22 protein-coding genes are annotated in these 20,825 nt (G+C 47.9%); 18 read left to right on the top strand and 4 right to left on the bottom strand.

Annotation, left to right across the window (positions count from 1 at the left end; genetic code table 11):
• The 13 genes from T433_RS16725 to T433_RS0103920 form a co-directional block, all read left to right on the top strand.
• Positions 1 to 180: hypothetical protein (locus tag T433_RS16725; RefSeq protein ID WP_027454940.1), on the top strand; the 180-nt coding region annotated here is incomplete at its 5' end.
• Positions 181 to 222: 42 nt separating this feature from the next.
• Positions 223 to 936, top strand: coding sequence for a hypothetical protein (locus tag T433_RS0103975; RefSeq protein ID WP_027454939.1), 714 nt, complete (start codon positions 223 to 225; stop codon positions 934 to 936).
• A complete protein-coding gene (locus tag T433_RS16400) occupies positions 924 to 1,094 on the top strand; it encodes a hypothetical protein (RefSeq protein ID WP_155808343.1) in 171 nt (56 codons plus the stop codon). The genes T433_RS0103975 and T433_RS16400 overlap by 13 nt, the downstream gene beginning before the upstream one ends.
• A gap of 247 nt (positions 1,095 to 1,341) precedes the next feature.
• Positions 1,342 to 1,575 (top strand): hypothetical protein, encoded by a 234-nt coding sequence (locus T433_RS0103970; RefSeq protein WP_155808341.1) that lies wholly within the window; start codon positions 1,342 to 1,344, stop codon positions 1,573 to 1,575.
• A gap of 282 nt (positions 1,576 to 1,857) precedes the next feature.
• Positions 1,858 to 2,286 carry a hypothetical protein gene (locus T433_RS0103965; RefSeq protein WP_027454937.1) on the top strand — a complete coding sequence of 143 codons (429 nt, stop codon included), beginning with the start codon at positions 1,858 to 1,860 and terminating at the stop codon, positions 2,284 to 2,286.
• A gap of 208 nt (positions 2,287 to 2,494) precedes the next feature.
• Positions 2,495 to 2,878 (top strand): hypothetical protein, encoded by a 384-nt coding sequence (locus tag T433_RS14555; RefSeq protein ID WP_044109153.1) that lies wholly within the window; start codon positions 2,495 to 2,497, stop codon positions 2,876 to 2,878.
• 415 nt (positions 2,879 to 3,293) lie between these two features.
• Positions 3,294 to 4,277: an acyltransferase family protein gene (locus T433_RS0103950; protein ID WP_081778346.1), complete on the top strand. Its 984-nt coding sequence runs from the start codon at positions 3,294 to 3,296 to the stop codon at positions 4,275 to 4,277.
• 12 nt (positions 4,278 to 4,289) lie between these two features.
• Positions 4,290 to 5,795, top strand: coding sequence for a RagB/SusD family nutrient uptake outer membrane protein (locus T433_RS0103945; protein WP_162164163.1), 1,506 nt, complete (start codon positions 4,290 to 4,292; stop codon positions 5,793 to 5,795).
• A gap of 115 nt (positions 5,796 to 5,910) precedes the next feature.
• Entirely contained in the window at positions 5,911 to 6,564 is a 654-nt protein-coding gene (locus tag T433_RS0103940) for a hypothetical protein (RefSeq protein ID WP_155808335.1), read from the top strand.
• 40 nt (positions 6,565 to 6,604) lie between these two features.
• The gene (locus tag T433_RS0103935; RefSeq protein WP_027449617.1) at positions 6,605 to 7,051 is read left to right on the top strand and encodes an NfeD family protein; all 447 of its coding nucleotides are present in this window, start codon (positions 6,605 to 6,607) and stop codon (positions 7,049 to 7,051) included.
• Positions 7,052 to 7,087: 36 nt separating this feature from the next.
• Positions 7,088 to 8,041 carry an SPFH domain-containing protein gene (locus T433_RS0103930; RefSeq protein WP_027449616.1) on the top strand — a complete coding sequence of 318 codons (954 nt, stop codon included), beginning with the start codon at positions 7,088 to 7,090 and terminating at the stop codon, positions 8,039 to 8,041.
• Positions 8,042 to 8,188: 147 nt separating this feature from the next.
• The gene (locus tag T433_RS0103925) at positions 8,189 to 9,007 is read left to right on the top strand and encodes an AAA family ATPase (RefSeq protein WP_027454932.1); all 819 of its coding nucleotides are present in this window, start codon (positions 8,189 to 8,191) and stop codon (positions 9,005 to 9,007) included.
• A 5-nt stretch (positions 9,008 to 9,012) separates the two neighbouring features.
• On the top strand, positions 9,013 to 10,008 hold the full coding sequence (locus T433_RS0103920) for a DUF4435 domain-containing protein (protein WP_027449614.1): 996 nt from the start codon (positions 9,013 to 9,015) through the stop codon (positions 10,006 to 10,008).
• On the opposite strand, the gene T433_RS0103915 is transcribed toward T433_RS0103920, so the two are convergent.
• From T433_RS0103915 to dxs, 4 genes are read right to left on the bottom strand one after another with little or no spacing between them, the layout of a single operon-like run.
• Complete coding sequence (locus T433_RS0103915; RefSeq protein WP_027454931.1) at positions 9,999 to 10,958, bottom strand: type I phosphomannose isomerase catalytic subunit; 960 nt, start codon at positions 10,956 to 10,958, stop codon at positions 9,999 to 10,001. The genes T433_RS0103920 and T433_RS0103915 overlap by 10 nt on opposite strands.
• Before the next feature lie 30 nt (positions 10,959 to 10,988).
• Complete coding sequence (locus T433_RS0103910; RefSeq protein ID WP_027454930.1) at positions 10,989 to 12,446, bottom strand: TrkH family potassium uptake protein; 1,458 nt, start codon at positions 12,444 to 12,446, stop codon at positions 10,989 to 10,991.
• A complete protein-coding gene (gene trkA / locus T433_RS0103905) occupies positions 12,440 to 13,798 on the bottom strand; it encodes a Trk system potassium transporter TrkA (RefSeq protein WP_027454929.1) in 1,359 nt (452 codons plus the stop codon). The genes T433_RS0103910 and trkA overlap by 7 nt, the downstream gene beginning before the upstream one ends.
• Complete coding sequence (dxs, locus tag T433_RS0103900; protein ID WP_027454928.1) at positions 13,795 to 15,666, bottom strand: 1-deoxy-D-xylulose-5-phosphate synthase; 1,872 nt, start codon at positions 15,664 to 15,666, stop codon at positions 13,795 to 13,797. Before dxs ends, trkA begins: the two co-directional genes overlap by 4 nt.
• Before the next feature lie 169 nt (positions 15,667 to 15,835).
• Between dxs and T433_RS0103895 the strand changes: the two genes are divergently transcribed.
• From T433_RS0103895 to gcvPB, 5 genes are read left to right on the top strand one after another with little or no spacing between them, the layout of a single operon-like run.
• Positions 15,836 to 16,546, top strand: a complete 711-nt coding sequence (locus T433_RS0103895; RefSeq protein ID WP_027454927.1) for a lipoate--protein ligase family protein — start codon at positions 15,836 to 15,838, stop codon at positions 16,544 to 16,546.
• Positions 16,547 to 16,576: 30 nt separating this feature from the next.
• Complete coding sequence (gcvT, locus tag T433_RS0103890) at positions 16,577 to 17,677, top strand: glycine cleavage system aminomethyltransferase GcvT (protein WP_027454926.1); 1,101 nt, start codon at positions 16,577 to 16,579, stop codon at positions 17,675 to 17,677.
• A 24-nt stretch (positions 17,678 to 17,701) separates the two neighbouring features.
• Positions 17,702 to 18,082 carry a glycine cleavage system protein GcvH gene (gcvH, locus tag T433_RS0103885; protein ID WP_027454925.1) on the top strand — a complete coding sequence of 127 codons (381 nt, stop codon included), beginning with the start codon at positions 17,702 to 17,704 and terminating at the stop codon, positions 18,080 to 18,082.
• An 18-nt stretch (positions 18,083 to 18,100) separates the two neighbouring features.
• Positions 18,101 to 19,411: an aminomethyl-transferring glycine dehydrogenase subunit GcvPA gene (gene gcvPA, locus T433_RS0103880; protein WP_027454924.1), complete on the top strand. Its 1,311-nt coding sequence runs from the start codon at positions 18,101 to 18,103 to the stop codon at positions 19,409 to 19,411.
• Entirely contained in the window at positions 19,408 to 20,817 is a 1,410-nt protein-coding gene (gene gcvPB, locus T433_RS0103875) for an aminomethyl-transferring glycine dehydrogenase subunit GcvPB (RefSeq protein WP_027454923.1), read from the top strand. Before gcvPA ends, gcvPB begins: the two co-directional genes overlap by 4 nt.
• Positions 20,818 to 20,825: the final 8 nt, after the last annotated feature.

Below are 20,825 nucleotides of genomic sequence, written 5' to 3'. Positions count from 1 at the left end.
CCAGACGAATTTGCTACTTGTTCTGTGGATAACGCTGTCGCGATGATTGGAGATACGATGGTTAAGTATTTCACTGAAGTAAATCTCCCTGTTAAGATTAGGAAGTCGTTTGACAAGGATCGTTTTGTGGCAGACTTAAAGGCATTCTTCGATAGTTATTCTGCCAAGCAGGGTAAATAAATGAGCCATGAAAGGAAAAGCGTTATTTAAAAAATAGAAACAATGAATATTTTGAACTTGTTTAAACCAAAAGAAGAAAAGAAAAAGGAGAAGAAAAAGTACATATCATATAACCAGAGAATTATAGACCATCTGGCAACTCGTGGATTTAAACGAAAAAACATGAATTTTTTCGTTAGAAAGATCAATGAAGACATCACTCAGTCCATCATATTTGGTCATAGCCCCCAAGGACGTGCTCACGCAAAATATTATGATGTCAGAGTATGCATTGAACTTCCGAAAGTATTAAAGACTGCTAAAGAATTGGATATACCTATATCCCGAGTTGCACTCTTTAGTAGTAACATTGGTGAATTGATGAATCCGAGTTCTTATTTGGAATGGCTCGTTACTGAGGATTCAAGTGAGTCATATGATAATGGGGTTGTGGATTCCATATTAGAACATATAGATAGATATGCAATACCTTTGTTAGATAAGTTCTGCACGGTATCATCAATTGTAGGCGAAATCAAGAAGAGGGGACGCCTTTACCGGATTAGTGATGACATGCATGCTTGTATCGCTTTACTTCTTTATGAAGAGAAGAAAGATTTTTTCTGGTTTGTGGAACAGAGAAGCTATGAGATGCAATTTTCAATATACGACCAAGAAGTACATTGGGATTACAGGAATCCAGGAGTACCTTTAAATAAAATATGCAAATCCTTCTTAGACATGGTCGATAAGTTAGAGCCTTTATGGAATACATAATCATCATGGAGCCTGATTTCGTATCGTTTGGCGGCATAAAACACCCTAAAGTTGCTAATAGCATTCGTGGTGTTAGCAAAGCAAACCCTATGGGAAGATATTTTCATTATCAGTCAGATTATTCTTTTGGTAATATAGCTCCTTATACAGGATATTAAAAATAATAATATGAAAATTAGCAACTTAAAAAAGGATTCTGATTATTCAGTTCTAAGACAATGGTGTGTAACCATTTGCGATTTTTTATTATCCATAAACTCCGAGTTTTCAAATTTGGTATATGGCAAATATGGCGTAATGGAAGTTATAGGCAATATCGACAAGACTCATAACCTTAGAAAGATGAAGGCTTTATATAAGGAAATGAATATCTTGGTCGGAGAAGAAATGTTGTCCCCGAAGCAAATGGATGACCTAAACCAATTACTGAAAGAGAAGTTTGGGCATAACATAGCAGAAGAGAAGGACAAGGAGACAGAAAACATCCAAAAGATTATCAAACGAGGCAAGATATGCAACGACCGCGAGTTTGAACTGGTTAAACGTCGTGAGGAAGAGATATGGGAAGACGACAGTCAGACAGAATATGCCGAAATAATGCGACGTATGATGGGAGATTATGAAGTACCTGAAGCTTAAGATGCCCTCAGAAGGGGCTGGGGATGAGTATAGTGCTGGGGTTGCGTTGGAGTTAGTGTAAGGTGGAGTGTTAGGGCTACTGTTAGCACAACACTAACCCCTCCGTTTTCCCCTTATATAAAGGTATTTTGAGAGATTGGGTTGGGTCCAAGGATTATTTAGAAAGGTTAGAGTATTTTCTGGGACAAAGACACAACTTTTAATAGAAGAAAAAAAGAGGTTGTATGATTATTATATAGATAATGGACATTTGCCTCCAGGTAATAAAATTTTTAAATAGTTATGAATGTATACTTGAAAATGTTTTTTGATGCCGAACAAACAGAAAAATATGAAATGATTTCGTGTTTTCGCATCATTTTTAGTGAATTCTTTAATTCCAGAAATTATTCTCCCTGTTTAGAGGAAATTAATATAAATCTAATTACTCTTCCCGAATGTAAAAAACAAAAACGCCCAATTTATTACGATAATGTACAAAGATTATATAAAGGGATGCCCTATACATTGTATCATTTGTTAATGATAGACGTAAAACTGCCAGATAATTTCGCCAATACGAATGATTCGGAGGCCGTTAAGATGATAGGCGATACGATGGTTAAGTATTTCACAGAAGTAAATCTACCTGTTAAGATTAGAAAGTCATTTGATAAGGAACGTTTTGTAGCAGACTTGAAGACCTTCTTCGATGGGTATTTGGAAAGTTGAGGATCATTGGGGACAGATTGCTTGAAGTGAATTCCACGAATTCATTCAAAAAACTGTCCCCATAATCATGGTCACTATCGTAAAAAAATAGGAAGTCCAACTTTACGTAGATGGAATGAACAAATTCACAATACAAAATTACCTGGAAATAACTGGAGAGTAAATGATCCCGGACATTTTCATATAAAAAAGAAATAACAAACTGATTATGAAGTATCTCAAATTTATATGTGTAGCAAATATAAATGCAGAACATAAAGATTCTTTTTTCAGAAATCTATTATGGAAAATCTTGGTATTCTTCATTCCCGAGGCTAACCCAGATTTTGACCATTTGTATGATTTTGTTGAAACGTGGTATATCGAGTATGACGAGACTAGTGAAAACGATGGAGTTTGTCGTGAAGTCGGACGAGACGCCTTTGGACGAATTATCATTAAAACTCCTGACGATAGAAACTATGGTTATTGGAATGACACGAATATGGGAATCGGTGACTTTATCGAGCAGATGCATGCTGAATTCATCAGCCAAGAAGAGTTTGAATCTGCATGGAATGAAGAACTTGTACGAGTAGATAGAAAGATGTAAAATACATAATTTAAAATAGTATCTGTCCCTGATCAGTGCTGGGGGTGCGCCTCAAATATGGCGAGTAGCTTGGTGACGTACTCGACATCATATTGGGGAAAAGATGAAACAAAGAATATCTCACCGAACTTACTGCGAGTAATCTTCTTTCTAATCTGCTGTACTACTGCATTCTCCATCGAATATTTATATAAATTATGGTCGGAATGATTATAAATATTTCCGACTACAAAGGTATTAAATATCTTGTCATAAGACAATACATTAAGAGTTGAAATTAAGTTTCATTGGCAAATTATAGCGTTTTTCTTGTTGTATAGATGGCATTCCTATATAAATAATGTGTCGGTTTCAATAAAATTGATTATCTTTGCAAGGACAATAAGAACTCATGGTCATCTAACAGAATAACGATATGATAAAAAACTGGATTGATTGGATGAAAGTTATCGGGATGTTCACCATTATTTGGGGACACTGCTTTCCTGTGCTTTTCTCTGATTTCCTATATGCTTTCAGTGTACCGCTGTTTTTCTTTATCTCGGGCTATTTGTCAAGATATGAACCAGACAAAGGGGTCTTTTGGAAAAAGATTGTTCAAAGACTGCTGGTGCCCTATCTGATTTTGAGTGTACTGAAGGCTGCTCCCCATCTTTTTAGCGAGGATGCCCCTTGGTCTTTATTGGCCATCATGACCGGATTCCATACGCTTCACGACGTGATGGGTTGCGGAAAACTTTGGTTTGTCTATACGCTGATCATCATCAAGGTGATAACGCAACTTACGAGGTATTCGCGCAATTCGCGGTATGTGCTTTTTGTGGTATCCTTGGTGGTGGGTATGGTGTGCCAGAGCTATTACCCTGATGGTATGTCGTGGGCTGTTGCAAATACGTTCCTGTCGTTGCCGTGGTTCTTGCTTGGCTACGAATACAAGTGTTTGCAGTGGGACACGAAGCTGACAGACGCTCTTCAGGGAAAGTCCGTCTGGCTCAAAGGTATGCTTACCCTCTTATTGATGATATCGCTCTATGGTGTCAGCCTTCTCAATGGCAGGGTACGCATGTACGAGGCAGGCTACGGCGAGAATATCTTCTTGTTTCTGTTGGGTGGTGCCATTGGCATCCTGGCTATTCGCGTCATCTCCGATATGCTCAACAGCTACAGAGGCTCGGCCTTGGGGCTGTTGTCCATTGGCACGGTGGTCATCCTGGCCTATCATCAGGACATCAATCATCCCTTGCTGAAGCTGATTCGTCAGCAAGAGTGGTCTCCCTTGCTCGAGGATGCGGCAACGATGATGTGTAGCGTCGTCACATTATTGGCATTCATACCTATCAACTATGTGATATCCCGCTATCTTCCTTTTATTATCGGTAACAGAAAACAAGTAAAATAATTCATGAGGCATATGAAGACAAGATTCTTTTCTTTGTTCGCTGGACTGCTGCTGGCAGGACAGCCAATGATGGCCCAGAACAAGACGTATAAGATGCACATTAAGTTGAACGACGGGTCAACTTATACGGTGAAAACAAAAGACGTCAAAGAGGTGCTATTTACTGATTCGCAACCTTATGACCCGTCAGATCCTGTTAAGGCTGATGTGGATTCCATTCATGCGCCGAAAGAGGGTGGTACGTATCAAGTTCATATCACAAGTAGTGTTCCTCTGTCAACGGAGAGTGGAGGAGCCAGCAATATAGAGATTGATAATATCTATAATCGCTTCTTCAATCATTCATCTGTGAATCTGATGCGCACCTACGAAGAAGGCTTGCTGACCATCAAGGTAAACCCTGCCACAAGCAGGACGGTTGGTACCAGAAAGGTTTTTCTATATGACGACGAAGGTACGGAAGCTTTCTCCATACCCGTTTCTCAGGATGGTGACCCTACAGCTTCGTTACTCAGTGATGTTGGCAAGAACAACCTGTCGGCTATTAGTACATGCGTAGCGTCAAGTCATGCTTACTATAGGGCAGCCGACGTGAGCTATACGGGACTTTGGCATGCTGCCAATGTTGAGGCTCCCTTGTCTTCAAACAACTATGTGGTCAACGAACTGTGGAACGCCCAATGGCAGGTGATAGCTCGCAATAGTCCGCTGATTCAGAATAACGTAGTGCCGTTGTTTCCCATGTGTGTGGTGCTGAATGCTAAGACCTATTACAATTTAGTGACGCTGTTTGGGGCTGTGCCTTACTACACCGTGATTGACGCAGACAACTATGGCCGCATGACAAGAATGGCTCCATCAGAAATCTTTAGTAAACTTGAAGAGCAGTTAACTCAGGTGGTCAGCGATATGGACGAACGGGTGACGGGCTATGTGGACAGTGCCGACAAACTGGCGTTCCCGTCGAAGGATGTGGCCCGTGTCATCTTGGCCGACATCTATATGTATCAGGGACGCTATGCGCAGGCAAAAGAACTGCTGACTGCCATCGTGAATGGTGGACGCTATGCGCTAGTGGATAGAGTCAACAATCTGGAACCAGACTGCTCGGAAGCAATATGGAGTTTGCCTACGCCCGTGTCAACCAGAGCAAGGGCCTCTCAGGAGATAGGCGTCTCATACTATAATGATGATTTGTATATTCTGCAATCCTATAGCGATGTGCTCTTGTCGTTGGCAGAGTGTGAGATCAAACTGGGCAACGATCAGCAGGCTAAGACGTATGTGAGTCAGGTTGCCACAACGAAGAACATCGCATCCACATCGACGGAAACTATCGCGGCTATTGCCGAGATAAGAAGTAAAATCCAGACAGACTTTGCTGGCTACTTCGCGTTCTTGAAACGCACGGGATTGGCACAAACCATGCTGAACATCGAGGAATACCAATTGCTTTTCCCTATTCCTATCAGTGAATTACAAAGAAATCCTCAAATGACGCAAAATCCTGGATATTAAGACTTTAGTAAATAAGTTGCAAATTTTTGCAAACAGCCAATAAAAATGCGAACTATTGCAAACTAAAATGTTTGGATAGTTCGCATTTTTCATGTACCTTTGCGACATGATTCAGATGATGACGATACTTCCACAGCGAGAACTGTTCCTAGTAATAATAGGTGCAGTGACCTACGTAGCCCTGTTTGTGGTGACGTGGCAGAACAGCCGCCGCAAGGTGCTGATGCTGCAAGAGCGACTTGACAAGGTGCGCGCCATGCAAGAGGTGGCCGACGTGGAGGCCAACCGACAGAAGATTGAAGAGCTGGAAATGCTGATATCGAAGTTGGGATCGGAGAACACCATGCTGCGCCTGGAACTGGAAGAGAAGAAAGCCAAGCTCGACTACGTGAACACGATGGCACGCATCGAGAGCGAGAAGCGCGAGCACGCAGAAGGCGACATCTTCGGTTCGGCCATCTATCTGAAGATACAGCGCCTGGTAGCCGAAGGTAAAACAATGGGCGAACAGGACTGGAGACAGTTGGCCATGCTGGTAGACGGTGTATATACGGGCTTCTCGGAAAAGCTGTACAGCCTCTACAAGATGTCATCATACGACTATCACGTGTGTCTGCTGGTGAAGGTACACATCCTGCCCAAAGACATCGCGCTGCTGACCTCGCATTCGAAAGAGAGCGTATCTACCAGTCGCAGCAGAATGTATCAGAAAGTGTTCGGCAAGAAAGGGTCGGCCAAAGACTGGGACGACTTCCTGCTGTCGCTATAATATATAAATAAGGTATAACCATCATTAAAAATTGAAAGCTATGATCGATTATCTCTTGGCCAATATGTGGCAATTATGGGCTGTACTAACAGTTGTAGGCCTGATACTGGAACTGACATCGGGCGACTTCTTCCTGATGTGTATCGCCATCGGTGCGGCGGGCGCTGCCATCGTGGCTCCGTTTGCAAATATCTATGTGCAGTTGGCCGTGTTTGGCCTAGTCACGCTGTTCAGCCTGTTTCAGGTGCGCCCCTTCGTGCTGCGCTATCTGCACAGACACGACAAGCATCGCGTGAGCAATGCTGATGCATTGATGGGTCGTCAGGGCCGCGTCACCGAGACGATCCGTGGCAACGGCTTTGGCTATGTGGCCATCGATGGCGACCTGTGGAAAGCCGTGACGGCGGACGACGAGGAGATTCCCGTTGACACCCGCGTGAAGGTGGTGGGCCGCGAGAGCACGATTATCACCGTAGAGAGATTATAACTAAACACTATATTAATATCTAAAACTTAAATCATTATGGACATTACGCTTTATTTTTTCCTTGCGTTGGCCCTTGTTGCCATCCTGATTGTGAAGAAAGCATTGATCATTATTCCACAGTCAGAAACCAAAATCATTGAGCGACTGGGTCGTTACTACGACACACTGGGAGCTGGTGTAAACTTCATCATCCCTTTCATTGACAGTGCTAAGACCATCGTGGTGCTGAATCATGGACGCTATTCATACTCTTCGACCATCGATCTGCGTGAACAGGTGTATGACTTTCCCTCACAGAACGTGATTACGAAGGATAATATCCAGATGGAAATCAATGCGCTGCTGTATTTCCAAATCATGGATCCCTATAAGGCTGCCTACGAAATCAACAACCTGCCTAACGCTATTGAGAAGCTGACGCAGACCACACTGCGTAACATCATCGGTGAGATGGAACTGGACGAGACACTGACTTCGCGTGACACTATCAACACCAAGTTACGTCTGGTGCTGGACGATGCCACCGATAAGTGGGGCGTCAAGGTGAACCGCGTAGAGCTGCAGGACATCACGCCTCCATCATCTGTGCTGACTGCCATGGAGAAGCAGATGCAGGCTGAGCGTAACAAGCGTGCACAGATTCTGACTTCTGAAGGTGAGAAGGCTGCCGAGATCCTGGCATCAGAGGGTGAGAAGACGGCTATGATCAACCGCGCTGAGGCTGCCAAGCAGCAGGCCATCCTGACTGCCGAGGGTGAGGCACAGGCTCGTATCCGCAAGGCTGAGGCCGAGGCTCAAGCCATCGAACTGATCACGCAGGCCGTGGGCAAGAGCAGCAATCCAGCCAACTACCTGTTGGCTCAGAAGTATATCCAGATGCTGCAGGAACTGGCCACTGGCGACAAGACCAAGACGGTTTATCTGCCTTACGAGGCTACCAATCTGATGGGCTCTATCGGTGGTATCAAAGACCTGTTCAAGAGCGAATAAACATCGTGCATCTATCAGCTAAAGGCATTGCCGCAAGGTGGTGCCTTTTCTTGTTTTTTAGCGCCTGTGCGGCATCTTTTTGATGGTTTTCTTTTGCACAATAGAAAAAAGTTGTATATTTGCGTCATAAATAGAAATCTGAAACTTATGCCTAAATTTGCAGATTATATCCGACGTATCGAGATTGACGCTCTGTGGAGCGGCAAGAAGCACATCGTGTGGGAACTGGATCCGCACGTCAACGTGCTGAGTGGTATTAATGGTGTGGGAAAGAGCACCATCCTGAACAAGGTGTTTCGCAGCGTGAATACGAATGGCGACGTGGTGAACAACCTGTTGAAGGGGGTGCATATCGACGTGGAACCCAGCGATGCCACGCATGTGCGGTTCGATATCATCAAGTCGCTGGACAGTCCGGTGCTGGACATGGAGACTATGAACCTGGTGGACGCACGTATCACGTCGGCACTCGATTTCCAACTGTATCATCTGCAGCGTAAGTTCCTGGATTACCAAGTGAACATCGGCAATCGTATTATCGCCGAACTGCAGCAGGGCAATGCTGATGCCGCCCAGCAACTGTCGGAAGCCAAGAAGCGCTTCCAGGATATCGTTGACGACCTGTTTGCCGAGACGGGCAAGAAGATTATCCGTACGGAAAACGAGATCAGGTTCTCGCAGATCGGCGAGACGCTGGTGCCCTATCAGTTGAGTAGCGGCGAGAAACAGATGCTGGCCATCCTGCTGACAGTGCTGGTGGAAGACCAGAAACCCTACGTGCTGTTTATGGACGAGCCCGAGGTGAGCCTGCACATGGAATGGCAGAAACGACTGATAGACCTGATCGTGGAACTGAATCCCAACGTGCAGATACTGCTGACGACCCATAGTCCGGCAGTGGTGATGAACGGCTGGATGGACAAGGTGACCGAGGTGAGCGATATTACGGTTGGAAGTGAACGTTGATAGCTATGGCTTATCGTCTGAAAGATAATCTCAGCAGTCAGTACTTCGAGGCGGCCAATGCGCTGACGTCGAAGCACGCTCGACGTAGGATTGTGGCCTACGTGGAGAGCTATGATGATATCTATTTCTGGCGAACGGTGCTGTCGAAGTTTGAAAACGAGAAGCGCTACTTCGAGGTGATGCTGCCATCGAAGGTCAACCTGACACGTGGCAAAAAGTCGGTGCTGATGAATTTCGTGGGCGAACATGTGGGGCCCGACATGATTGCCTGTGTGGATGCCGACTACGACTATCTGTTGCAAGGCATCACGGAGCAGTCGCGCAGGGTGCTGAACAGTCCCTACGTCTTTCATACCTACGTCTATGCCATCGAGAACTTCCAGTGCTATGCCCCCTCGCTGCACGATGTGTGTGTGGCGGTGACGCTGAACGATCATCGCATCTTTGACTTCAACGACTATTTCCGTCAGTATAGCGAAGCTTGTTTCCCCTTGTTCGTGTGGTCGGTGTGGGCCTACAGGTCTGGACATTATCCCAGGTTCTCGCTCACGGAGTTCAACCGCGTGGTGGATCCCGGTGGCTTTGCCGTCAGTTATCCTGAAAAGTCTATCGGCAATGTGCAGCGTAAAGTACGCCAGAAAGTGCGCGAACTGCAGCGACAGTTCCCAAACAACAAGGAGGCCTATCTGAAGGTGAAGAACGATCTGTTGCAACTAGGCGTGACGCCGCAGACCACCTATCTCTATATGCAGGGGCATCATCTGTTTGACAATGTGGTGGCTCCCATCATCAGTAAGGTGTGCAACCTGCTCCGACAGGAACGCCAGAATGAGATATACCATGCACAGGCTCACAGGACACAGAAGAGAAACGAAATGTCCTGCTACGAAAACTCGTTGCAGGACATTAAGGTGATGCTCAAGAAAAATACCGCTTATCAGCAGTGCGAGCGTTTTCTGCAATTGCAGGAAAACGTGGATCGCTTTCTCAATCAGACGTAGGTCTCCAGGAACTTGACGGTTCCCTCTACCTTTATTTCTTTTGCAGTGGCAGGAATCAGCACGGTCTCGCCGGCATTCAGACTGACAGACTTGCCGTCTGCGGTCAGTGTGCCTTCGCCCTTCAGGCCGATGAGGATAACAAAAGAGTCGAGCTCGCTATAGTCGAGCATCATGGGTTCTGTGAGGTCGTAGATAGCTGTGGTGAAGTAGGGACACTGTGCCACCTGCTGGGGCACGTTCTTCTCCAGCTGATACTCGGTGCGGTAGTTGGGCAACACGGTGTAGTCGATGCTCTCTGCAGCCTCTTTGGTGTGCAGCTCGCGGTAGTTGCCGTTCTTGTCCTTGCGCTTGAAGTCGTAGATGCGGTAGGTGACATCGCTGGTTTGCTGAATCTCGGCAACAAAACAGCCGGCACCAATAGCATGGATGCGACCTGCAGGGATGAAGAATACATCGCCTTCGTTCACCTCGTAACGGGCCAAGGCGTCGGTGATGGTGTCGTTCTCTACCATCTCTTTATACTGCTCGGGGGTGATCTGCTGCTTCAGTCCGTTGTAGAGCTGTGCACCCTTATCTGACTCGAGGGCTACCCACATCTCTGTTTTACCACGAGACTTGCCCTGACGATGTGCAATCTCGTCGGTGGGATGCACCTGGATAGAGAGGTCCTGACGGGCATCGATGAACTTGATGAGCAATGGGAATTCGTCGCCAAAGCGCTCGTAGTTCTCCTGTCCCACCAGTGCACCTTTCTGCTCGCGCACCAGCTGGTTCAGGCTCTTGCCTTTCTCGGTGCCATTGGCTACGATGGTCTCGTTGTCTTTTACTCCTGAAATCTCCCAGCTTTCACCAACGTTCTCAAGGTCGGAATCAAGATGCTTGAAAGCTGTAATCTTTTCACCTCCCCAAAGTGTTTGCTTCAAGAGGGGCTCAAATTTTAATAAATCCATTGTTACTTTACTATTGAGTTTTGTTAATGATTAATTCTCTTTCCAAAAGCTTCTGGTGAAGAGCAGCAGCACGGTCATAATCTCTAGTCGGCCCATCAGCATCAGCGGACAGAGTATCCATTTGATGTAGTCGGGAAGGATAGACCATGACATTACCGGACCTATCTGCGTGCCCAGCGTAGGGCCGACATTGCTGACGCAACTCAGCGCTATGGTGATGGCATTGGTGTTGTCGATGCCTGCAACGATCATGATGGTGGCAGTGATGAGTGTCATAAGGATGGTGAGCGTGAAGAACGCAAACAGTGCCACCAGCTTAGACGGGGGAATGCTGGTGCCGTTGACCTTAACGGGAAGAACGGCGTTGGGGTGCAGACTCTGACGGAAGTTGTTGCGTATCACCTTCAGCAGCATCACACCTCGGATGCACTTGAAGCCGCCGCTGGTGCTGCCGGCACAGGCGCCCAGATACATGACGACGCCCAGTATCACCCACGTGATGTGGGGCCATGCGCCTGCATCGTCGTTGAACATACCAGTGGTGGTGATGAACGATACCACCTGGAACAGTGCGCTGCGGAAGGCATGCTCCAAATCATAGCCCATGCGTGTCAGAAGCAGATACATGATCCATAGCGTGGCACCAACCACGACACTGATATATAGCTTGAACTCGGAATTCGTAAATAGGGCCTTCACTTTCATCTTGATAAGGCTGATGTACAGCAGGGTGAAGTTGATACCCGACAGGAATTGGAACGCGATGGAGATATAGTCGATGGTGGGTGAGTGGAAATACTCCGTACTATCGTTGTGGATGGCAAATCCACCCGTAGCGGTTGTCGTCATGGAGTAGTTCAGCGCCTCAAACCAGTTCATGCCTGCTGCCCAGTAAGACAGTCCGCAACCGAAGGTGAGGATGAGGTAGATGCTCCAAATCCATTTGGCTGAGGTGGTGAGTCGCGGGTGCATCTTGGCCTTGATAGGGCCGGTGGCCTCGGCGGCAAACACCTTGACACTACCGCCAACTAGCGACGGCAGAATGGCTATGGTGAAGAAGACGATTCCCAATCCGCCAATCCATTGCGTCAGAGAGCGCCAGAATAAGATGGCATGTGGCAGCACTTCTACATCATCTAAGATGGAAGCGCCAGTAGTGGTGAAACCCGATGTGGACTCGAAAAACGCATCGGTCACACTGGGAATGCACCCATGTATGAGGAAAGGAAAAATGCCAAAGATAGAGAACACAACCCATGCAGCGGTGACAACGAGATAGGCATCTCGTCGGCTCAAGCTGTTGTCGGCATTGCTGCCAAAATAAAGAAAGATGAATCCGCTGGCAAAGGTGAGCAGCATTGAGAGCAGAAATGCCATCAGGTCGTCCTCGTGATAATAGAACGAGATGAGTGCACAGAGCGACATGAACAGCGACTCTATGAACAGCAGTGAGCCTATAATCTTGCTGATGATACGGAAGTTTACCATATCGAGTTGTTCTTGAAGTACTTTTCTATTTTGTTCAGTTTCTGTTCGTGGCAGAACACCATGACGGTGTCGCCAGCCATGATCTGTGTGTTACCATTTACCAACATGCCTTTGCCTTCGCGCACAAGACCACCAATGGTGACACCGAAGGGCAGACCGAGATCTTTCACCACGTGGCGGGTCACCTTAGAACCCTCAGACGCAATGAACTCGGCAACATCGGCTTCGACCATCATCAGTGAACGCATGTTTCTGACATCTGCTTTCAGCATCATCTGGAAGATATGGCTGGCTGCTACGGTCTTCTTGTTGATGATGGTACCGATGTCTAGGCTCTCGGCCATGGAGACGTAATCCAGGTTCTCAACCATCGCCACGGTCTTGCGAACGCCTAACTTCTTAGCTGCCAGACAGGCCAGAATGTTGGTCTCGGCATTGCCCGTCAGCGCTACAAAAGCCTGCGTGTGCTTGATGCCTTCTTCGTTGAGAAGGCCAAGGTCGCGACCATCACCGTGGATGACCATCGCGTCTGACTCGCTCAGCAGCGTGTTCAGTCGTTCGCAGCGTTCTACAGAATTCTCGATAATCTTGACGTTCATATTGTCGGGCATGGCCAAAGCGGCTCTGACGGCAGTCTTTCCGCCGCCCATGATGATGACATTATGAACATCTTCATAGTGCTCTTTGCCTACAATCTTTCGGATATAAGGGATATAATCCTGTGTGGTCATGAAGTAGGCCAGGTCATAAAGCTGCAGCTCATCGAAACCACCAGGGATGATGGTCTCGTCGCCGCGCTTGATGGCAACGATATGATAGGGGTCGTCAGGACCGCAGAGGTCCTTTAATGGCTGGTTCAAGATCTCGCAACCTTCGCGCAACTTGATGCCAAGCATCACCAAGGCACCATCGTGAACATCCCATCGCTGACGCACCCACGACATCTTCAGACCTGTAATGATGTCGCGTGCTGCCAATACCTCGGGATAAACCAGCGAGTCAATGCCGTGGTCGCGGAAGAATGGTTGGTTTTGTGGAAGCAGGTATTCATAGTTGTCGATACGTGCCACCGTCTTCTTGGCGCCCAGGGCGTGAGCCAGCATGCAAGCATTGATGTTGCGACTCTCGTAGCGGGTGACGCCCACAAAGAGGTCGGCACTGCCTGTGCCAGCATCTTTCAGCGTCTGAATACTGGTTGGCGAGGCACAAATAGCCATGATGTCATAGGTGGAATCAATACCTCCCAGGCGTTCCTCATCATCGTCGATGAGTACGCAGTCGTGGTTCTCCGTAGAGAGTAATCTTGAAAGGTGCTTGCCTACAGCACCTGCTCCAGCAATGACTACTTTCATTTTAATATCTCGTTCTTAATACTTTCGTTGTCGATGCCCACAATCTCTCGCAACTGCTGGATGGTGCCGTGCTCTACAAAAGCATCGGGAAGACCCATGCGGGTGATCTGTGGTGCATAACCATGATCGCTCATCCATTCCAGTACGGCACTGCCCAGTCCACCGTTGCGCACACCGTCTTCGATGGTGATGATGCGATTGAACTTCTTTCCCACTTCGTGAAGCAGGTTCTCGTCGAGTGGCTTCAGGAAACGCATGTCGTAGTGGGCCACAGACTTAGTGCTGATAGTGTCGATGACCTGTGCTACATCATTACCAATCGGACCAATGGTGAGCACTGCCACATCGCTGCCATCACGCAACTTGCGACCTGTGCCAACGGGAATTTCCTCCAACGGGCAGCGCCAGTTGACGATGACACCGCGACCACGTGGATAGCGGATGATAAAGGGACCTTTGTCGGGCAACTGTGCCGTGTACATCATCTTGCGCAACTCGTGCTCGTTCATGGGCGAACAGATGGTGAGGTTGGGGATGGGACGAAGGAAGGCCAGATCGAAGGCACCATGGTGCGTGGGACCGTCTTCTCCCACCAATCCGGCACGGTCAAGGCAGAGAACAACGGGTAACTTCAAGATGGCTACATCGTGAATCACGTTGTCGTAGGCTCGCTGTGCAAAAGCACTATAGATGTTGCAGAAAGGCAGTTTGCCCTCTTTTGCCATACCGGCAGAGAACGTGACAGCATGACCTTCGGCAATACCTACGTCGAACATGCGTTCGGGCAGTTCCTTCATGGCGATGTTCATCGAGCAACCTGTGGGCATGGCTGGCGTGACACCGATAATCTTATCGTTCTGCTTTGCCAACTCCAGCAGGGTGTGTCCGAAGACATCCTGGAACTTTGGCGGCATGTTCTTGGTGTCGCCTGTAATCAGTTCGCCTGTCTCCGGGTCGAACTTGCCAGGTGCGTGCCACACGGGCTTATAGTTCTCGGCAGGTGCGTAGCCGTGACCTTTCTTAGTATGCAGATGGAGCAGCTTTGGACCCTTCATGTCTTTCAGCTGGCGCAAGATACGTACCAACTCTTTCACATTATGACCATCGAAAGGACCAAAGTAGCGGATGTTCATGCCTTCGAAGATGTTCTGCTGCTCAGAGATGACGCTCTTCAGCGCATTCGAAAGGCGGATGAGGCCTTGCTTGCGGGCTTCGCTAAGCAGTCCGTTGCTGGCCAGCCAACGGGCTGCCCTGAAACGTAGTGCATTATAGGTCTCGTTGGTGCTGAGGCTCAACAGGTACTCCTTCATGCCACCCACCGAACGGTCGATAGACATATCGTTGTCGTTGAGAATAATCAGCAGGTCGTTGGGAATCGAAGACACATTGTTCAGTCCTTCGAAAGCCAGACCGCCACTCATGGCACCATCGCCAATCACCGCCACAACGTGACGACTGTTTTGCGAAGCCACAGCCATGCCAAGGGCTGCAGAGATAGAATTTGAAGCGTGACCACAGATAAACGAGTCGTATTCACTCTCCTCGGGCGAGGGGAATGGCTTGATACCACCCAGTTTGCGGTTGGTAGAGAACTGATCGCGACGACCTGTCAGGATTTTGTGTCCGTATGCCTGATGGCCCACGTCCCAGACAATACGATCCTCGGGCGTGTTGAACACATAATGGAGTGCGACTGTCAACTCAACAACACCCAAACTGGAAGCCAAATGTCCTGGGTTCACCGATAGCTCGTTGACAATATCTTGTCTTAGCTCCGAACAGAGTTGTTGCAATTTGTCAGTGCCGAGCGAACGCAGTTGACTTGGATTGTCTATTGTGCTAAGTATTTCAAGTTTATTTTGTTCCACGATTTAAGTGTAATCCTTTTATGCTGCAAAGTTACAAACATTCAGGCATATATCAAAACGAAAGGTACTTTTTTTTCTCTCTGTGACAATAAAAGTAAGGGATATTCTTGGCGGGTTCGTTTAATTTTTCTATATTTGCAGGCAGTTAAAGCTAACCTGAAACTGAAGTATGAAGTACATTTCACTGTCAACCAATGAAGAAAGACGATTGTCGTTCTACCTGGCCATGGAAGAGTATGTGGCTCGCCACTTCCAGGACGATGATATGTTCTTCATGTGGCGTGTGGCGCCAAGTGTGATTTTCGGTCGTAATCAGGTGATGCAAAATGAGGTGAATATGGACTACTGCAGAGCACACCATATTCATATATACAGACGGAAGAGTGGGGGCGGCTGCGTGTATGCCGACCGTGATAATCTGATGCTGTCGTTCATCACATCGGGCGACAATGTGCCCTTCAACTACCATCGTTTTATGGAGATGATCTTGCTGGTGCTCAGAAAACTGGGCATCCAGGCCACCAGTACGCAGCACAACGACGTGATGATTGGCGACAGGAAGGTGAGCGGTACCGCTTTCTATCAGTTGCCCGGACGTTGTGTTGCTCATGCCACCTTGCTCTACGACACCAATATGGACCATATGCTCAATGCCATTACCCCCAGTGCAGATAAGTTGCAAAAGAAAGGCATCGCGAGCGTGCGGCAACGCATCACGCTGCTGAAGGATTATACGTCGCTGACGGCAAATGAGCTGTTTGACTTCATCAAAGCTACGCTCTGCTCAGAGGAAAGTTGCCTTTCGCTTGAAGATATCAGCAGAATAGAACAAATAGAAGAGGGGTACCTGCGGGATGAGTTTATCAACCGAATACTTTAATGATAACAATTAACTATAAAACTTAAAACAATGGCTATTAGACAAGAAACAGAAGAACAGGAGAAAAAGACGTGCCTCTACAAACGTCATGTGGCAGAGGGCGCCTATATGACTCCGTTTGCAGGCTTTATCATGCCTATTCACTACAAAGATATACAACTGGAACACAAGGCCGTGCGGAATCAGTGCGGACTCTTCGACGTCAGCCATATGGGCGAGGTCACGGTGAAGGGTCGCCAGGCAGAGGCTTTCGTGCAGCATATTTTTACGAATGATATTGCTGGAGCACCCATAGGAAAGGTCTTCTATGGCATGATGTGCTACGAGAATGGCGGTACGGTGGATGACCTGCTGGTGTATAAGATGGGCGAGAACGATTTCTTCCTGGTTATCAACGCCGCTAATATTGATAAAGACTGGGCGTGGATTCAGCAACAGGCAGACAGCTTCGATGTGGAACTGGCCAACAAGTCTGACTATTACGGCCAAATTGCCCTGCAGGGCCCCGAGTCTGAGCACGTGATGGAGACGGTGCTGAACATTCCTTGTCGCGAACTGAGTTTCTATACGGCAAAGACGATGGGTGATGTCATCGTTTCGCGCACCGGTTATACTGGCGAGGATGGCTTCGAGGTCTATGCGTCGCATGCTTATATTCAAGAATGCTGGGATAAGTTGATATCTGCAGGCGTTCAGGCTTGCGGACTGGGTTGCCGCGATACGTTGCGCTTCGAGGTGGGCCTTCCTCTTTATGGCGATGAACTGTCGGAAGATATCTCGCCTGTGATGGCAGGACTAACGATGTTTGTGAAGTTTGATAAGCCTGAGTTTATCGGACGTAGTGCGTTACTGAAACAGAAAACGGACGGTGTGGCACGCAAACTGGTGGGCATCGAACTGAAAGATAAAGCCATTCCTCGTCACGGCTATCTGGTGCTGAAGGATGGTGAGACGATAGGCGAAGTGACGACGGGCTATCATGGCATTTCTGTTGATAAGAGCATCTGTATGGCCCTTATCGACAGTCGATATGCAGCGCTGGGAACAGAGGTCGAGATTCAGATTCGTAAAAAGACCTTCCCCGGTGTAGTCGTGAAGAAACGTTTCTATGAGAAGCATTATAAAAAGTAAAAAACCTTAAAACTAAAAACGATTATGGCAAAAGTGATTGAAGGACTCTACTATAGCGAGTCTCACGAGTATGTAAAGATTGAAGGCGAGTTTGGCTATGTTGGTATCAGCGACTATGCTCAGCATGCGCTTGGCAACGTGGTGTATGTAGATATGCCCGATGTTGATGATGAAGTGGAAGCAGGTTCTGAGTTTGGCGCCGTGGAAAGTGTTAAGGCTGCCAGCGATTTGATCGCTCCGGTGACTGGCGTTGTCGTAGATAAGAACGAGGCACTCGATGATCAGCCAGAACTGCTCAACCAGGATCCTTATCAGAACTGGATTATCAAGGTGGAACTGTCGGATAAGACCGAGCTCGACAATCTGATGGATGCAAAGGCTTATGCTGCATTCTGTGAGAAATAATACATATCATAAGAGACTATGCATAAGTATTTTCCCCATACGGAAAACGACCTGAAAGACATGCTCGCCAAGGTGGGCGTGTCTTCTCTTGAGGATCTCTATGCGGAGGTGCCTCAAGAGATTCGTTTTCAGGGCGACTACCAGTTGCCTTCAGAGATGAGTGAGCTGGAGGTCAGACAGTTGTTTGAACGACTGGGGTCGCAAAACAAGCAGTTGGTGTGTTTTGCGGGTGCAGGAGTCTATGACCACTACATGCCGTCGGTGATCCCCAACCTGTTGCAGCGCTCTGAGTTTCTGACCAGTTACACACCTTATCAGGCGGAGATATCGCAAGGCACGCTGCACTACATCTTTGAATATCAGTCTATGATGGCCGAACTGACCGGCATGGACATCTCGAATGCCTCGATGTATGACGGAACCACGGCTACGGCAGAGGCGGTGATGATGGCGGTGGCTGCTGGCAAGAAGCAGCGTAAGGTGCTTGTCAGCGAGACCGTTGATCCAAAGACCGTTGACGTCGTAAAGACGTATGCTCACTTTCATGGCATTGACATTGAGATGATTGCTGCCAAGGAGGGTGTCACTGACCTTGCTGCCATGCGCTCTCAGTTGTCTGCAGGTGATGTGGCTGGCGTGGTGGTTCAGCAACCTAACTATTATGGTATCATCGAAGACTATACCGGTGTTGCCGATGCTGTTCACGAGCAGAAGGCTCTCTTTATCATGAATAGCGTCATTGCCGACCTGGCTCTGCTGAAAACACCGGGCGAGTGGGGTGCTGATATTGCTGTAGGCGACGGACAGTCGCTGGGCATTCCCATGCAGTGGGGCGGGCCGTATGTAGGCTATATGTGTTGCACCGAGAAACTGATTCGTAAGATGCCTGGACGTATCGTCGGAAAGACGCTCGACAACCGTGGACAACGTGCCTTTGTATTGACGCTGCAGGCTCGCGAACAGCACATCCGTCGTCAGAAAGCAACGTCGAATATCTGCTCTAACCAGTCGTTGATGGCGCTTTTCGTCACCATCTATTGTTCGCTGATGGGCAAACAGGGATTGAAAGAGGCGGCAGAGCTGAGCTATGCCGGTGCTCACTACCTGTGTGATGAATTGTTGAAGACGGGCCGCTTCTCGCTGGCCTACCAACAGCCATTCTTCAATGAGTTTGTAGTGCGCTACGATGGTGATGTGGACGCCTTGCAACATCGACTGCTGGAACTTGGCATCTTCGGTGGTGTTAAGGTGGACGACCATCAATTGATGTTTGCCGTTACTGAGAAAAGAACAAAGGAAGAGATTGATAAACTGATAGAACTGCTATGAATAATCGATTATACGGAAACTTGATTTTCGAACTTTCACAAGAGGGGCGTCGTGGCTATTCTCTTCCTAAGAATCGTTTTGGCAGCTATGAGTTGCCCGCCTCAATGCGCCGTGCTGAGGATGCCCAACTGCCAGAATGCGACGAGATGACGGTGGTGCGTCACTATACCAATCTGTCGGCCAACAACTTTGGCGTGGACAATGGCTTCTATCCGCTAGGTTCTTGTACGATGAAGTACAATCCCAAGATCAACGAGGAGATGGCTGCTCTGCCACAGTTCTCGGGCTTGCATCCCTTGCAGCCTGCAGAGACCACACGTGGCGCTGAGGCTATTTGTACCTTGCTATGTAAGTCGCTTTGTGAGCTCACTGGTTTGCATGCCTTCACGTTGAAACCCTTTGCAGGCGCCCATGGCGAACTGACGGGACTGATGGTGATTAAGAAATATCATGAGAGCCGTGGAGACGAGAGTCGCCGATTGGTCATCGTGCCCGACTCGGCTCATGGCACCAATCCTGCCAGTGCCGCTGTTTGCGGTTTGGAGATTATCGAGGTGAAGTCTCTTTCTGATGGAACCGTCGATGTGGAAGCCTTGAAGGCATTATTGGCGGAACACGGACCAGAGGTGGCTGCTATGATGATGACCAATCCCAACACGTTGGGACTTTTTGAACGTCAGATTCCTGTCATCCAAAAGATGGTTCATGATGTGGGCGCACTGATGTACTATGATGGGGCCAACCTTAATCCTATGTTGGGCGCAGCCCGTCCGGGTGATATGGGCTTCGACGTGATGCACATCAATCTGCACAAGACGTTCTCTACACCTCATGGCGGTGGCGGACCAGGTGCAGGACCTGTAGGCGTGCGCCAAGGTCTGGAATCGTTCTTCCCCAACGTGTCGCCCTATCACGGAAACTTTGCTGTGGCCATGCGTGCCTATGCCTATATCCTTTCGTTGGGTCGCGAGAATGTAAAACTTGTGGGTCCTTTAGCGACGCTCAATGCCAACTATATCAAGGAATGCTTGAAGGATGTCTATGAACTGCCAATCGAAGGCCTGTGCAAGCACGAGTTTGTGTTCGATGGCCTGAAGGATAAATCAACAGGTGTCACTACCATGGATGTGGCCAAACGCCTGTTGGATTATGGCTATCATGCGCCAACCATCTATTTCCCGTTGCTCTTCCACGAGAGTCTGATGATAGAACCTACAGAGAACGAGTCGAAGGAAACGATTGATGGCTTTATCCGTGTGATGCGCCAAATCGCCGAGGAAGCCAAGACCGATCCGGAACTTGTGAAGTCGGCACCTCATAACACACCGATCGGACGAGTAGATGATGTGTTGGCAGCCAAGCATCCCATCACAACTTATCGTCAACTCAAGGCAGATCTTTCATAACCATCTCA

It is taken from the genome of Xylanibacter brevis ATCC 19188 (genome assembly GCF_000621725.1).
Lineage (GTDB): Bacteria > Bacteroidota > Bacteroidia > Bacteroidales > Bacteroidaceae > Prevotella > Prevotella brevis.
The sequence above is the reverse complement of the archived record's forward strand: the minus strand, read 5'-3'. Positions and strand labels throughout refer to the sequence as shown.

What these genes read in the sequence shown, in the direction of transcription:
- T433_RS0103930 (WP_027449616.1), top strand. Translation starts at nt 7,088, where the DNA reads ATGGACATTACGCTTTATTTTTTCCTTGCGTTGGCCCTTGTTGCCATC.
- gcvPA (WP_027454924.1), top strand. Translation starts at nt 18,101, where the DNA reads ATGCATAAGTATTTTCCCCATACGGAAAACGACCTGAAAGACATGCTC.
- gcvH (WP_027454925.1), top strand. Translation starts at nt 17,702, where the DNA reads ATGGCAAAAGTGATTGAAGGACTCTACTATAGCGAGTCTCACGAGTAT.
- T433_RS0103965 (WP_027454937.1), top strand. Translation starts at nt 1,858, where the DNA reads ATGAATGTATACTTGAAAATGTTTTTTGATGCCGAACAAACAGAAAAA.
- T433_RS0103940 (WP_155808335.1), top strand. Translation starts at nt 5,911, where the DNA reads ATGATGACGATACTTCCACAGCGAGAACTGTTCCTAGTAATAATAGGT.
- T433_RS0103925 (WP_027454932.1), top strand. Translation starts at nt 8,189, where the DNA reads ATGCCTAAATTTGCAGATTATATCCGACGTATCGAGATTGACGCTCTG.
- T433_RS0103895 (WP_027454927.1), top strand. Translation starts at nt 15,836, where the DNA reads ATGAAGTACATTTCACTGTCAACCAATGAAGAAAGACGATTGTCGTTC.
- T433_RS0103975 (WP_027454939.1), top strand. Translation starts at nt 223, where the DNA reads ATGAATATTTTGAACTTGTTTAAACCAAAAGAAGAAAAGAAAAAGGAG.
- T433_RS14555 (WP_044109153.1), top strand. Translation starts at nt 2,495, where the DNA reads ATGAAGTATCTCAAATTTATATGTGTAGCAAATATAAATGCAGAACAT.
- gcvPB (WP_027454923.1), top strand. Translation starts at nt 19,408, where the DNA reads ATGAATAATCGATTATACGGAAACTTGATTTTCGAACTTTCACAAGAG.
- T433_RS0103910 (WP_027454930.1), bottom strand. Translation starts at nt 12,446, where the DNA reads ATGGTAAACTTCCGTATCATCAGCAAGATTATAGGCTCACTGCTGTTC.
- T433_RS0103920 (WP_027449614.1), top strand. Translation starts at nt 9,013, where the DNA reads ATGGCTTATCGTCTGAAAGATAATCTCAGCAGTCAGTACTTCGAGGCG.
- T433_RS0103950 (WP_081778346.1), top strand. Translation starts at nt 3,294, where the DNA reads ATGATAAAAAACTGGATTGATTGGATGAAAGTTATCGGGATGTTCACC.
- T433_RS0103935 (WP_027449617.1), top strand. Translation starts at nt 6,605, where the DNA reads ATGATCGATTATCTCTTGGCCAATATGTGGCAATTATGGGCTGTACTA.
- T433_RS16400 (WP_155808343.1), top strand. Translation starts at nt 924, where the DNA reads ATGGAATACATAATCATCATGGAGCCTGATTTCGTATCGTTTGGCGGC.
- trkA (WP_027454929.1), bottom strand. Translation starts at nt 13,798, where the DNA reads ATGAAAGTAGTCATTGCTGGAGCAGGTGCTGTAGGCAAGCACCTTTCA.
- T433_RS0103945 (WP_162164163.1), top strand. Translation starts at nt 4,290, where the DNA reads ATGAAGACAAGATTCTTTTCTTTGTTCGCTGGACTGCTGCTGGCAGGA.
- gcvT (WP_027454926.1), top strand. Translation starts at nt 16,577, where the DNA reads ATGGCTATTAGACAAGAAACAGAAGAACAGGAGAAAAAGACGTGCCTC.
- T433_RS0103915 (WP_027454931.1), bottom strand. Translation starts at nt 10,958, where the DNA reads ATGGATTTATTAAAATTTGAGCCCCTCTTGAAGCAAACACTTTGGGGA.
- T433_RS0103970 (WP_155808341.1), top strand. Translation starts at nt 1,342, where the DNA reads ATGGATGACCTAAACCAATTACTGAAAGAGAAGTTTGGGCATAACATA.